Origin of the sequence: Anoxybacillus thermarum (assembly GCF_000836725.1) — a bacterium.
Lineage (GTDB): Bacteria > Bacillota > Bacilli > Bacillales > Anoxybacillaceae > Anoxybacillus > Anoxybacillus thermarum.
In genome coordinates, this window is the sequence record NZ_JXTH01000004.1 from 18,002 (window position 1) to 31,019 (window position 13,018).

Genomic DNA, 13,018 nt, shown 5'->3' on the forward strand with positions numbered 1-13,018 from the left:
AAATAGAGAGGGGAAAGAAGATGAGCGTAGTTGAGCAGAGAAGAGGGTATTTTGGAGAATTTGGTGGAAGTTTTGTGCCACCGGCGTTACAGGAAGCGTTAGACTATTTAGAGGCACAGTTTTTAAGATACAAAGACGATCCTACATTCCATGAGGAATTTACATTTTATTTAAAAGAGTACGTCGGCCGAGAAAATCCGCTCACGTTTGCTTCAAGGTTAACTGAAAAGCTTGGTGGAGCGAAAATTTACTTAAAACGAGAAGATTTAAATCATACCGGTTCCCATAAAATTAACAACGTCATCGGGCAAATTTTATTAGCGAGACGAATGGGTGCTAAGCGTATTATTGCTGAAACAGGAGCCGGACAGCACGGTGTGGCGACGGCGACAGCTTGTGCCATGTTTGGGATGGATTGTGTGATTTATATGGGGGAAGAAGATACGAGACGGCAAGCATTAAACGTTTTTCGGATGGAGCTATTAGGGGCGAAAGTTGTTTCTGTAGCGAAGGGACAAGGAAGATTGAAAGATGCAGTTGATGAGGCGTTAAACGACTATGTCCAAAACTATGAACATACATTTTATTTGCTCGGTTCGGCGGTTGGACCACATCCGTATCCGACGATCGTGAAACATTTCCAATCTATTATTAGTGAAGAAAGTAAGCGGCAAATTATCGAGAAAGAAGGACGTTTGCCTGATGCTGTGATCGCTTGTGTGGGTGGTGGCAGTAATGCGATTGGTGCTTTTGCTCATTATATCGATGAACCGAGTGTGCGCTTAATCGGTGTTGAACCTCAGCGGGCCGCTACACTCACAAAAGGTGTTCCGGCGGTCATTCATGGTTTTAAATGTCTCGTTTTGCTTGATGAAGAAGGAAATCCACAACCAACATATTCTATTGCGGCGGGACTTGATTACCCGGGAATTGGGCCAGAACATAGTTTTTTAAAAACATCAGGTCGCGCGGAATATTATACGGTCACGAACGAGGAAGTGTTAGAAGCATTTCAAACGCTTTCAAAAACTGAAGGAATTATACCGGCTTTAGAGAGTGCTCATGCCGTTGCATATGCGATGAAATTGGCTCCGACGCTCAATTCTGATCAAATGATTATCGTCAACTTGTCGGGGCGTGGTGATAAAGATGTCGAGCAAGTGTTTCATATGTTGAGAAGTTAGACAAAAAAAACGTCGTTCCTATCATGCGGAACGACGTTTTTTTGTTAATTTGCCTTTTTTAACATGTGCAATTCTTCTTCTGTCCGTGCAATACGACCGAGCTGATAGTCGAGTCGTTCGTGAATGTAAGCGATGTCCTGTTTTGTAGCCATTTCTCCTCGGATGTGAGCAATTTCATGCCGCATTGCATCTTGAATGCTACGTTGCTCTAGCTGGTTGTCTCGAATGGCTTTAATCATTGCTGTATTTTCCTTCATTTGCTCTTTCAACCAACGAATATCTTCTTCATGTCTATGAACGATTGCTTTTAATTCACCAATCTCTTGTTTCATTGTCTGAATCTCTTGTTTCATTGTCTGAATCTCTTGTTTCATCCATTGCATGTCTTCTGCTAAGTTTTGAACGAGGTTAACAAGTTGAAGGAGAAGTTGTTCTTGCACGCCTGATTCACCTACCTTTCATCCTAGAGGTATACGGCATTTCTAGTGAGGAGTATGAAGAGGAAATTGGTGAAATGCCTTTGCCGTCATCTTATCATAATTTGTCGAGATGGACAAACTATTTTTTATATATGTGTTGAATCGCTTATTTTGTCGTACGTGTAGCATACATGCGCTCTTTTGCAACTTGTAAAAGCTGTTGTAATTGCTCTCCTTCGACTGGATATGTCGCATAACCGACAAGAAAAGATACGGGGCTATTTCGTCTGATTCGTTCAATCATTGTAGACGGTTTCACAGCATTTTCGACAGCAATAATCAAGTATTCATCATTTGACCATTTAGCGATGATGTCGCTTTTTCGTGTTTCTTCGACTAAAAGTTGTTCAAATGCTGCTTTTTGTTGTGGTTGGCTATTTTGTTTCGTGCGGAGTAAATAAATGGTTAGACGACTATCCGGATCACGATCAACGAGCGCTGCGATTTTTTCAAATGTACTTGTAGCAAAGTCTTTGCTTTTTAACTGATATATTAAATCTTTGACGCACGTTTTTCTATCATAACGATTACCAAAATAAATACCTACAATGGTTTGGAACACATAAAAACCGACGACAACATATAATTCCGTTCCGTGTAATTGTGTTACATCAATCGTATCGCTCATAGCGACCGCTTCCGAAAATAATACAAGTTGACTAATGAATAGACCAATTGTTTTTCCTATATGTTTCTTAAACATATATTGTCACCTCTCTCCATATTATGAAACAATCGTGCTGTTGGGTTGGACAAATGGAGGAAAAATAAAAAAGGGCGAGACGATCGCCCTTTTCACATTAAAAGATGAAATGCGCTATAAAAACGATAATTGGCAATGTAATGAGTGTGCGAAGTAAGAAAATAACAACTAAATCTTTAAACGTAATTGGTAGTTTAGATGCGAGCAGCAATCCACCTACTTCAGACATATAAATAAGCTGTGTTACGGAAACGCAAGCAATGACGAAGCGAGTAAATTCACTTTCAATGCCGCTACCGATAATCGCAGGTAAAAACATGTCTGCAAAGCCAACAACCATCGTTTGTGCAGCAGCTGATGCTTCTGGTACTTGTAAGAGGGTTAAAAGTGGTACAAACGGTTTACCGAGCCATTCAAACACCGGCGTTGTTTCCGCGATAATTAATGCAACCGTTCCAATTGCCATGACGACTGGTAATACACCTAACCACATATCAATGACTGTTTGTATGCCGTTTTTTAATATTTTCACCATATCGCTATTGCGTTTAGCAACGTCTGTTGCTTGTTTTAGTCCCCACCGAAAAGGTGTGTACCCAGCTGGTACTGTTTCATCGACTGGTACGTGATGTTCATGATAATACGTATCTGGTTTTTTAGATAATGGCGGGATACGCGGCATAATGATCGCTGCTACGAGACCGGCAACGACGATAGTAAAATAGTACGCTCCAAACATATGTTCAAGCTTCATATACGTAATGACGACAATGCTAAATGTAATTGAAACGACAGAGAAGGTCGTTCCGATCACTGCTGCCTCTCGCTTCGTATAAAAGCCGTCTTCATATTGCTTATTCGTTAACAACACGCCAATTGTTCCATCTCCTAACCAAGAAGCGATACAGTCGATAGATGAACGACCAGGTAATTTAAATACGGGACGCATAATTTTTGTTAAAAGTGCACCACACAATTCGAGTAAGCCGAAATCTAAAAGTAACGGCAAAAATAATCCTGCAAATAAAAAGACAGAAAACAAAATCGGAATCAAACTATATAACAACAAAGCACCTGTATTTTCTGACCATACCCATTCCGGACCAATTTTCCATAATGTCATTGCCCCTAAAATTGTACCAACGATACGGGCAACGACAAACAAACCATTGACATCAAATAATCGGCGAAGAAACGAGCTATTCATTATAAAAGAAGGCTGTGCTATTTTTGTGATAATTGTGCCAATCGTTGCGATAAACATAAATAAAACAGAGATGGCTGGGATGACAGAAACAAAATTCCCTTCGACCCACTTCGCTAAAATGGCTACAGGAATAGTCATTTCACTTTTATAAGGGACAGGAATCATAAAAAGAAATACACCAATAAGTGATGGAACGAGAAATTTTAGTATGTCAGTAAGCTTGTGTGATTGAGTATGATTCATTTTTAAAAACCACCTTTCTACTACATATTTTGAAAGCGGATACATAACATTACTACTATCGTAATATAAAAATAAAAATAGTCAATATAACAAAATGATTCAGAAATATAAATTATTTTGCATGGATGTATAAATATAAAAGTGTACACTTATATACATACGAAATTATGAATTAATAACGATTTTAATATTGCGAAATAAGCAACATAAAGCATAATAAAACAAAATAAACATATAATCAATCATTTTTTTGTATAAACGTTCAAATTCGAAATTTTTTGTTTTTGTAAGCACATCGATGCGTGTATTTTTTTTGTTTGTGCGATATGATAAGCAAAAACAAGCAAAGAAGGAATAACAGATGTGGCATTATGCAAAACCAATCGTCGTTGTTAGTGAATGTCTCGGTTTTTCTCCTTGTCGGTATAACGGTGATCAACTAAACGATGAAGTAGTACATAAGCTCGCGCCATTTGTGCAATTTATTCCTGTTTGTCCCGAAGTTCGCATTGGGCTTGGTACGCCACGTGAGACGATTCGGCTCGTTCAAGACGGAGAACAAGTGCGGCTTGTCCAACCATCGACCGAAATGGATATAACCGAGCGAATGAACGAGTTTTCTGCTTCGTTTTTAACGCAATTAACGAATGTAGACGGTTTTATTTTAAAAAGTCGGTCGCCATCGTGTGGAATGAAAGATGTCAAAATATATCGTAGTGAACAAAAAGGAGCTGCATCAGGAAAGGGAAGCGGGATGTTTGCGAAACATGTATTACAAATGTTTGCACATAAAGCTGTGGAAGAAGAAGGGAGATTGACGAACTTTGTTATTCGAGAACATTTTTTGACGAAGTTATTTACACTTGCTTTGTTTCGAGAGGTTAAAGAGTCAAAATCACATCATCGTCTCGTTGAGTTTCATGCGGAGCATAAATATTTATTTATGGCGTATCATCAACAAAAATTGAAACAATTAGGAAACATTGTTGCGAATCGAGATCGTTTACCGATGGAAGAAGTATTTTTACATTATGAACAAACATTATATGAACTGTTTGCCCGTCGCTCACGCCGGAATTCAAACATAAATGTTTGTGAACATATGATCGGTTATTTTAAACATGAATTAAGCGGCGATGAAAAACGTTATGTCCATGAGTTGCTACAAAAATATCGCGCGGGCAAGTTACCGCTAAGTAGTGTGACAACGGTCATTCGTTCGTGGGCCATTCGTTATCAAAATAAATATTTACTGAAACAACGATATTTTCAGCCTTATCCAGAACCATTGCTTGATGTGACGGACTCTGGAAAAGGGAGAGACTATTGAAAAAAGCGACAAAGGATTATCCTTGTCGCTTTTTCGTCATAGCATAATACACTGGGATACCAGATAACGTCACAACAATCGATAAAAACGTATCTAACGGTGCATGAAGTACTGTACTCATAATAATATATGCTGTGCCGACAATCGCGACGATTGGAGTAAATGGATAAAGTGGCACTCGATATAATGGTTCGTTAGATAATGGTTCGTTAAATAAGGATGATTTCCGTAATAAAAATACCGCATAAAAGGCAAAGCCGTAAAATAAAAAGACGCTAAAAATAGCAATATCCGTTAAGCGATCCGCATTTCCAAGCAACATCATGACAATGGCAATTGCCATTTGTGCAAGTGTCGCAAAGACAGGTGTGCGCCATGTTGGATGAATATGAGCCAAATATTTAGAAAAAGGAAACAAACCATCTGTTGCCATAGCAAATGGCATACGTGGAAATGTAAGTATTTTTCCATTTAAACAGCCGAAAATAGAAATTAAAATACCAATAGCAATAAATTTCCCACCGAATGCCCCAAATAAAATGGTCGCCGCTTCGCTTGCTGCATTCGGTCCAAGTGCAACAATTTCATCGGCACGAAGCACATGAAGCAATGCTACATTCACAGCCACGTAGGCAAACATGACGATAAGAATACCAGTGATAATCGCTTTTGGTAACGTTTTTGCTGGATTTTTCATTTCGCCAGCAACAAATCCAACGTTCATCCATCCGTCATACGCCCACAATGTTGCTAGAACAGCAGCTCCCATACTGATCGTTTGGCTGTTTCCACTATCCATGTTGAAAATAGGTACATTCCCCTTTACTACTCCAAAAATAATAATAAGAAAAATAGGCAATAGTTTCGCCGCAGTTAACACACTTTGAACCATTCCACCAAACTGCGAACCAAGCATATTCACAACGGATAAAAACAAGACCGCAATGATTCCAATCCAAAGCTCACTTTCTTTTGGTAGAGCAAAAACACCTGCAAACAATGCACCAAAATACAACCCTAGTGCACCGATGACGGCAGGACCGTAAATGATTGTTTGCATCCATCCACATAAAAATCCCCAAAACCGTCCATACACTTTTTCGATATACACATACAATCCACCTGTTTCAGGAATTTTTGAACTTACTTCTGCAATCGTTAACCCACTTGCTAAAGTAATGATGCCGCCGATGATCCATGCGAGAAGAGCAAGTGTAGAATTTCCAGTTGAGTCGATGACGATCGCTGGTTTCATAAAAATGCCTGAACCAATGACTGTGCCGATGACGATGGCTGTAGCTGTCATAAAGCCGATGCTTCGTTTTAATTCTGTGTTCATCATGTTGTTCACCTCTAAAGGACAAATGTTTTTTTGTGTCGAACAATCGCTATTATAGCATGAGATGAAGAAAAAATTCTTTTTTTGAAAATTAAAACATTGACACGATAGAAGGAAACGAATAAGATAAAATTAAAGTTGGTTTAAAGAAACTTTTTTAACTTTAATCATCATTGTTTGCTTGTTCCACATGTCACAACATTTTTTGCTTATGCATATGATGGGCGGCAAACAAATTTTTTTGACTTTATTTTGCATTAAGGAAACTTTTATACCTTTATACAACTTTCGAGGAGGATGCATATGAAAAAGTGGATAGTTGTGTGGACTGCTTTATTATTGTTGTTTGGGTGTGAAACGAAAGAACATAAAAAAGACGTCATCTATATTGTCGCTACGACAGGGCAAATTGCTGATCTAGTTGAACGTGTCGGAGGAGAGCATGTTCATGTAGAAGCATTAATGGGGCCAGGGGTAGATCCGCATTTGTATAAAGCGACACAAGGAGATATTCAAAAGCTAAGTCAAGCAGACGTCATTTTTTATAACGGTCTTCATTTAGAAGGGAAACTAGGGGAAATATTTTCTAAAATGTCAAAAACGAAAAAGGTTGTCCCAATCAGCGAAGCAATTCCAAAAGAAAAATTAATTGACGTAGATGGAGTATATGATCCGCATATATGGTTTGACCTTGATTTATGGAGCTATGCTGTTCGAACAGTAAAGGATGAGTTAAGTGCGATCGATCCGAAACATAAACAAACTTACGAAGAACGAGCAGAAGAATATATCTCCCAACTGATGAAATTAAAAGAAGAAGCAAAACGAGAAATCAGCTCTATTCCAAAGCAGCAGCGTGTTTTAATTACAGCGCACGATGCCTTTCATTATTTTGGGCGTGCATATGATATTGAAGTAGTTGGATTGCAAGGATTAAGTACGGATGCAGAATATGGACTAAAAGATGTGCAACAACTTGTTGATTTAATCGTGTCTCGAAATATTCAAGCGGTGTTTGTGGAAAGTAGTGTATCGAAAAAAGCGATCGAAGCAGTTGTCGAGGGAGCGAAACAGCGTGGACATCATGTCTCAATTGGTGGGGAGCTCTTTTCAGATGCGCTCGGGCGAAAAGGGACAGAAGAAGGAACATTCATTGGTATGTATCGTTACAATGTCAAAACGATTACACAAGCGTTGAAAGGGGAATGAAGATGAATCCGTTAGTTGTAGAACAAATGACAGTTGCATATGACCGGCAGCTTGTATTGGAGAATGTGTCGTTTTCTGTTCCTGAAGGAAAGTTAGTCGGGGTGATCGGCCCAAACGGAGCGGGAAAATCAACGTTAATGAAAGCGATGTTAAATTTTATTCCGCGCATGCACGGACATGTTTTCGTATACGGTCAACCATATGAAAAGCAACGCCATCTTGTTGGATATGTTCCACAACGAAATTCGGTCGATTGGGATTTTCCGACGAATGCGCTTGACGTCGTATTAATGGGGAGATACGGTCATATCGGATTATGGAAACGACCGAGAAAAGAAGATATAGATATGGCTATGCAATGTTTAGATAAAGTTGGCATGTTGCCGTATGCAAAGCGACAAATTAGCCAATTATCTGGCGGGCAGCAACAACGTGTATTTTTGGCGCGTGCGCTAGCACAAGACGCTTCCATTTATTTTATGGATGAACCGTTTGTTGGGGTAGATGCAGCCACAGAAAAAGCGATTGTCCAACTGTTAAATGAATTAAAAACGCGTGGAAAAACAGTATTAGTCGTTCATCATGATTTGCAAACGGTACGGGATTATTTTGATTACGTTTTACTGCTAAATAAACGTGTCATTGCATTTGGAGAGACAGAAAGTGTATTTACGTATGACCATATTCAAAAAACGTATGGTGGAAAAGTGACTTTTCTTTCTTCCACACATATTGTGGGGTGAATAGGATGGATATTAATGTTCAATGGGTATTTACAAGCACGGCTTTGCTTGGATTAGCCAGCGGGATGATCGGAACGTTTGCCTTGCTAAAAAAACAAAGTTTAATAGGAGATGCGATGGCGCACGCTGCTCTTCCTGGTATTTGTATCGCTTTTCTTTTATATGGACAAAAATCGCTACTTCTTTTTCTCATTGGCGCTACTTGTTCGGGATATATTGCGACGATATGCATTCAGTTTATTGTGAAACATACGCGTGTAAAAGAAGATGCCGCGATCGGTATTGTGTTGTCTGTATTTTTTGGTTTAGGCATTGTGCTATTGACATGGATTAATCAACATGAAGGCGGAAATCAAAGTGGAATTCATGACTTTTTGTTTGGAAAGGCAGCGTCATTGACTGGAAGTGATGTCAATGTGTTAACTGTAACAGCTGTAACGGTCATTATTATGATTCTCATTTTCTTTAAAGAGTTTAAAATCATTACATTTGACCGAGCGTTTGCGCAAGGAATTGGTATACCCGTATCGCTGTTAAATGGTGTGCTTATGTTTTTAATCGTTTCTGTTGTTGTTATTGGTTTACAAGCAGTAGGCGTTGTGTTAATGTCCGCACTACTTATTACCCCCGCATTAGCTGCGAGATATTGGACAGAAAAACTTGAATGGATGACGTTATTAGCCGGGGGATTCGGTGCTTTATCAGGGGTGGCCGGGGCATATATTAGTTTAATCGCCTATGCACCCACTGGTCCACTTGTTATTATTTTTGCGACGGTGCTGTTTATTTTTTCATTTTTATTTGCTCCGAAACGTGGTTTATGTAGCAAAATGATTCGGCGCCATATAGAAAGAAAAAAATTGCAATCTCAACAACTGATGTATAAGCGAGGAGAGCAACTATGAGTTATACGATGTGGATTTTACTCACTGCATCTCTTGTCGGCATCAACTGCGGATTAGTCGGTACATTTCTTGTGTTGCGAAAAATGTCAATGCTGTCCGATGCCATTAGCCATAGTGTGTTGCTCGGTATTGTTGGAGCGTACATGGTCAGTCATCATCTGCAAGGTGTGTCTATGCTCGTTGGTGCATTAATTGTTGGATTGCTCACGACATTTCTCGTTCAATGGCTGCATCAAAAAGGGGTTCAAAATGATGCAGCAATCGGAGTTGTGTTTACATGTTTGTTTGCTATCGGTGTTGTTCTCATTTCTCTCTTTGCAGATCGTGTCCATTTAGATGTTGAACATGCATTAATGGGAGAGATTGCATTTGTGCCTTGGGATGTGCTTGAAGTCGGAGGCAAAAGCATCGGTCCGAAAGCGATTTGGTTGCTTGGATTTGTTTTAGCTATCAATATATTTTGCATCGTTTTTGCTTACAAAGAATTCAAAATTAGCTCATTTGATTATGAAATGGCAGTCACGCTCGGCATTCCGGTTGTATTGATTCATTATGTATTAATGGGAATGTTGTCATTAACGACCGTTGCATCATTTGATAGCGTTGGCGCCATTTTAGTAGTAGCGATGCTTATTGTACCGAGTGCAACGGCATACTTATGGACGGATCGGCTAAGTGTGATGCTTATATGCAGTGCGCTCATTGGTGTGTTAGCGTCGATGATCGGTTACATGATTGCAACGGTATTCAATGTATCTATTTCCGGAGCAATTGCTGTATCAACAGGTGTCATCTTTTTTATCTCTTTATGGATCGCGCCAAAACACGGACTATTACGAAAGTGGTTAAAAAAATCTCCTGCCTAGGCAGGAGATTAATCTTTTATTGAGGAAAGAAACGCATCCACAATGCTTACATCATTTGTAATAAGAAAAGCAGGAAGTAATGCAATAATTGTCACAACCGTCGCATAAGAGACAATAATATTTTTCACTATTTTCACTGTGCTCACTTCCTTTTGAATTTATTTTCTTATTTTTCTGTCATTTTGTCAACTTCTTTTTATAAGCAAAATGTTTATAAGAAAATGGTATAATAAAAAAATAGTTGTTTGAAAGGGGGGGTACGGTGCGAATACGAGATTGGGATCGGAATTTACGCATTCGTTTAATTGGAGAGTCATTGGTCGGGGTTACATTTTGGATGATATTTCCTTTTATCGCTATTTATTTTTCAGAGATGTTTGGTAAAGAAAAAACAGGTATATTACTTGTTATTTCGCAATTATTTTCCGTGATTGCTAATTTGCTTGGCGGGTATTTGGCTGATCGATTCGGAAGAAAAAAAATGATGGTGTTTGCTGCTTGTGGACAAGCGCTTGCTTTTTTGCTATTTGCATTGGTCAATTCTCCGTTATTTTCATCGCCGTTCATGAGTTTTATTTGTTTTGCTCTTGTAGGGGTATGTGGTTCACTTTATTGGCCTGCTAGCCAAGCGATGGTGGCTGATGTTGTTTCGGAAAAAGATCAAAGTCGCGTTTTTGCCGTGTTTTACACGATGAATAACGTCATGGTTGTCATCGGTCCGCTGCTCGGTGGAATATTTTATCCTGAGCATCGTTTTTTCCTATTTTTAATCGCGGGAACGTTTTGTGCTATCGTCGCGATTGTTCTTTCCATTTATTTAGAGGAAACAGCACCGATATGGAGAAAAACAACAGGGACGTGGTATATGTTTTTTGTTGAGCAATTGAACAATTATCGTCTCATTGCAAAAGATCGGACGTTCCTTTTATTTATTGTTGCTGGTATTCTTGTGGCACAAACGTTTATGCAACTCGACATTTTACTTCCTGTTTACATAAAGGAAGTTGTTTCAAAACAAACATTATTTTCTGTTGGTTCATGGTCACTTTCGTTGAGCGGGGAGAAAGCGTTTAGTGTCCTAATTGCTGAAAACGGATTGCTTGTCGCTTTATTTACGGTAGCTGTGACGAAGTGGATGGAAAACTATAAAGAAAAATGGGTGTTTGTCTTTTCTTCACTCTTTTACGGAATCGCTATTTTTCTTTTTGGTCAAACCACATCGCTATGGATGATGATCTTTTTAATCGCCTTATTTACGCTAGCAGAACTAATGACAGTCGGCTTACAACAAACGTTTGTTGCTAAATTAGCACCTGAACATATGCGCGGACAATATTTTGCTGCAGCGAGCTTACGTTTTACGCTTGGGCGCATGATGGCACCACTCGCTTTGACGTTGCCGTTTGCGTATCATTGGACGTTTTTTATCTTAACGTTACTTGCCGTATGCAGTGCTTGGCTGTATGCGATCATGTTTCGAGCGATGGAGGAAAAACAAGCATGATTATTTTCATTCGGCACGGAAAGCCTGTTTGTAAAAGAAGCGGATGGATGACGAGAGAACAATTAATCAACTGGTTAAAAGCATACGATGAGGCGATCGTTTATGACGAGCCTCTATCGTATGCGGAAGCAAAAGAAAAAATAAAATGCGCATCTGTCGTCCTTGTTAGTTCGCTTGCTCGCGCTCGCCATTCAGCGTCTTTATTGCAACCAGCAAGTCCAATTGAGGAGCACAAATGGCTAAATGAAGCCCCACTCCCTCAACCACCAAAGTGGATGAAAGGTGTATATCCGCTATGGATGTGGCTTATTTTGTTGCGCTTGTTATGGTTTTGTGGATATGGAGAGGAGCCTTATACCAAAACAAAGCAGCGAGCGATGAAAGCGGCACAACAGCTCGTCCACTATGCTCGAACGGGAACCGTTGTCGTCATTGGACATGGTTGGTTTCATTTGCTTGTTAGTCGGCAACTCAAACGATATGGTTGGCTTGCAAAAAAGAAAAAATGGGCGTATTGGGAAGCTGTGACGTTGTCGTTGACAAGGCGCACACCGTGATGTACATATATGGTGTGTAGCCCCTTCTTTTTCTCATATTTTCCCTTTTCTTCTCATACATATGATGATGTAAATATGAGAAAAAGAGGGGAAATACGTGTGAATGAACAAGGGGGATTACAAAAAGAAGCGATGACACGAAGCGAACGACGAAAACGAAAACGACGATTTGTTTTTGTGTGTTTATTATTCGTTGTAAGCGCGTGTGTCGTCGGGGCATGGGGAATGGTGAAACGAGAGACGAATGAGCAAAAAGTAATCGAACAATTCATCATCGCGTTGCGTCAAGAAGATGTACATACGTTGCGCCAATTTATTGATGGACCATTAAATCATAAGTCGCTCTCACCGCTTTTTGCGTATTTGCGCCAACACCCAGAAGGCTATGACCGAATAAAGAAAGAGTTAGAGCGGCAAAAAGATGATCGAGTTTACATAAAAGGATTAACGTCAACTCCACCGATTTTTTTAATGAAATTGTCGCAAGGAACACACAAATTTGAGCCCGCGTTATATCACGTCTATGTACAAACGAATGAGAAAGGGGCGCGTATTTTTATTAACAACGACTATGTTGGAGAAACGAATGTGCCGTTAACGCAAATCGGGACATATGTTCCTGGCTTATACGAAGTGAAGATCGCTACTGATGAACACGAACGAACGGAAACAATATCGCTTTTCGGCGGTGAACGCATTCGGATGATCCGCCTTGATTTCAATTAAAAGGATGCAGCGATACGTTGCGT

Annotated in this window: 14 protein-coding genes; 9 read left to right on the forward strand and 5 right to left on the reverse strand. The window is 39.6% G+C overall.

Annotated elements, in window-relative coordinates:
• The first annotated feature begins 20 nt into the window (after positions 1 to 20).
• The gene (gene trpB / locus LH47_RS01640) at positions 21 to 1,184 is read left to right on the forward strand and encodes a tryptophan synthase subunit beta (RefSeq protein WP_043964177.1); all 1,164 of its coding nucleotides are present in this window, start codon (positions 21 to 23) and stop codon (positions 1,182 to 1,184) included.
• 44 nt (positions 1,185 to 1,228) lie between these two features.
• On the opposite strand, the gene LH47_RS01645 is transcribed toward trpB, so the two are convergent.
• The 3 genes from LH47_RS01645 to LH47_RS01655 form a co-directional block, all read right to left on the reverse strand.
• On the reverse strand, positions 1,229 to 1,624 hold the full coding sequence (locus LH47_RS01645; protein WP_084220348.1) for a hypothetical protein: 396 nt from the start codon (positions 1,622 to 1,624) through the stop codon (positions 1,229 to 1,231).
• 145 nt (positions 1,625 to 1,769) lie between these two features.
• A complete protein-coding gene (locus tag LH47_RS01650) occupies positions 1,770 to 2,366 on the reverse strand; it encodes a nucleotidyl cyclase domain-containing protein (protein WP_043964179.1) in 597 nt (198 codons plus the stop codon).
• 97 nt (positions 2,367 to 2,463) lie between these two features.
• Positions 2,464 to 3,816 (reverse strand): YjiH family protein, encoded by a 1,353-nt coding sequence (locus tag LH47_RS01655; RefSeq protein ID WP_043964181.1) that lies wholly within the window; start codon positions 3,814 to 3,816, stop codon positions 2,464 to 2,466.
• 361 nt (positions 3,817 to 4,177) lie between these two features.
• Between LH47_RS01655 and LH47_RS01660 the strand changes: the two genes are divergently transcribed.
• Positions 4,178 to 5,146 carry a YbgA family protein gene (locus LH47_RS01660; RefSeq protein ID WP_043964183.1) on the forward strand — a complete coding sequence of 323 codons (969 nt, stop codon included), beginning with the start codon at positions 4,178 to 4,180 and terminating at the stop codon, positions 5,144 to 5,146.
• Positions 5,147 to 5,162: 16 nt separating this feature from the next.
• Here the strand turns inward: LH47_RS01660 and LH47_RS01665 are convergent, their stop codons facing one another.
• Positions 5,163 to 6,488, reverse strand: coding sequence for an APC family permease (locus tag LH47_RS01665; protein ID WP_043964184.1), 1,326 nt, complete (start codon positions 6,486 to 6,488; stop codon positions 5,163 to 5,165).
• 300 nt (positions 6,489 to 6,788) lie between these two features.
• On the opposite strand from LH47_RS01665, the gene LH47_RS01670 reads away from it, so the two are divergent.
• From LH47_RS01670 to LH47_RS01685, 4 genes are read left to right on the forward strand one after another with little or no spacing between them, the layout of a single operon-like run.
• Positions 6,789 to 7,694 (forward strand): metal ABC transporter solute-binding protein, Zn/Mn family, encoded by a 906-nt coding sequence (locus LH47_RS01670; RefSeq protein WP_019417767.1) that lies wholly within the window; start codon positions 6,789 to 6,791, stop codon positions 7,692 to 7,694.
• A gap of 2 nt (positions 7,695 to 7,696) precedes the next feature.
• Positions 7,697 to 8,437 (forward strand): metal ABC transporter ATP-binding protein, encoded by a 741-nt coding sequence (locus LH47_RS01675; RefSeq protein ID WP_043964188.1) that lies wholly within the window; start codon positions 7,697 to 7,699, stop codon positions 8,435 to 8,437.
• 5 nt (positions 8,438 to 8,442) lie between these two features.
• Positions 8,443 to 9,342 carry a metal ABC transporter permease gene (locus LH47_RS01680; protein WP_043964191.1) on the forward strand — a complete coding sequence of 300 codons (900 nt, stop codon included), beginning with the start codon at positions 8,443 to 8,445 and terminating at the stop codon, positions 9,340 to 9,342.
• On the forward strand, positions 9,339 to 10,208 hold the full coding sequence (locus tag LH47_RS01685; protein ID WP_043964193.1) for a metal ABC transporter permease: 870 nt from the start codon (positions 9,339 to 9,341) through the stop codon (positions 10,206 to 10,208). The genes LH47_RS01680 and LH47_RS01685 overlap by 4 nt, the downstream gene beginning before the upstream one ends.
• A gap of 8 nt (positions 10,209 to 10,216) precedes the next feature.
• Here LH47_RS01685 and LH47_RS17075 read toward each other — a convergent pair whose 3' ends face one another.
• Positions 10,217 to 10,345, reverse strand: coding sequence for a hypothetical protein (locus tag LH47_RS17075; protein ID WP_009361369.1), 129 nt, complete (start codon positions 10,343 to 10,345; stop codon positions 10,217 to 10,219).
• A gap of 125 nt (positions 10,346 to 10,470) precedes the next feature.
• On the opposite strand from LH47_RS17075, the gene LH47_RS01690 reads away from it, so the two are divergent.
• From LH47_RS01690 to LH47_RS01700, 3 genes are all read left to right on the forward strand, one after another.
• On the forward strand, positions 10,471 to 11,712 hold the full coding sequence (locus LH47_RS01690) for an MDR family MFS transporter (protein ID WP_043964196.1): 1,242 nt from the start codon (positions 10,471 to 10,473) through the stop codon (positions 11,710 to 11,712).
• Entirely contained in the window at positions 11,709 to 12,269 is a 561-nt protein-coding gene (locus LH47_RS01695) for a histidine phosphatase family protein (RefSeq protein ID WP_043964197.1), read from the forward strand. The genes LH47_RS01690 and LH47_RS01695 overlap by 4 nt, the downstream gene beginning before the upstream one ends.
• 99 nt (positions 12,270 to 12,368) lie before the next feature.
• A complete protein-coding gene (locus LH47_RS01700; protein ID WP_043964199.1) occupies positions 12,369 to 12,995 on the forward strand; it encodes a PEGA domain-containing protein in 627 nt (208 codons plus the stop codon).
• Positions 12,996 to 13,018 lie beyond the last annotated feature (23 nt).

Coding starts and splice junctions, on each gene's coding strand:
- LH47_RS01650 (WP_043964179.1), bottom strand. CDS start 2,366: ATGTTTAAGAAACATATAGGAAAAACAATTGGTCTATTCATTAGTCAA.
- LH47_RS01655 (WP_043964181.1), bottom strand. CDS start 3,816: ATGAATCATACTCAATCACACAAGCTTACTGACATACTAAAATTTCTC.
- LH47_RS01670 (WP_019417767.1), top strand. CDS start 6,789: ATGAAAAAGTGGATAGTTGTGTGGACTGCTTTATTATTGTTGTTTGGG.
- LH47_RS01680 (WP_043964191.1), top strand. CDS start 8,443: ATGGATATTAATGTTCAATGGGTATTTACAAGCACGGCTTTGCTTGGA.
- LH47_RS01685 (WP_043964193.1), top strand. CDS start 9,339: ATGAGTTATACGATGTGGATTTTACTCACTGCATCTCTTGTCGGCATC.
- trpB (WP_043964177.1), top strand. CDS start 21: ATGAGCGTAGTTGAGCAGAGAAGAGGGTATTTTGGAGAATTTGGTGGA.
- LH47_RS01695 (WP_043964197.1), top strand. CDS start 11,709: ATGATTATTTTCATTCGGCACGGAAAGCCTGTTTGTAAAAGAAGCGGA.
- LH47_RS01660 (WP_043964183.1), top strand. CDS start 4,178: ATGTGGCATTATGCAAAACCAATCGTCGTTGTTAGTGAATGTCTCGGT.
- LH47_RS01675 (WP_043964188.1), top strand. CDS start 7,697: ATGAATCCGTTAGTTGTAGAACAAATGACAGTTGCATATGACCGGCAG.
- LH47_RS01665 (WP_043964184.1), bottom strand. CDS start 6,488: ATGATGAACACAGAATTAAAACGAAGCATCGGCTTTATGACAGCTACA.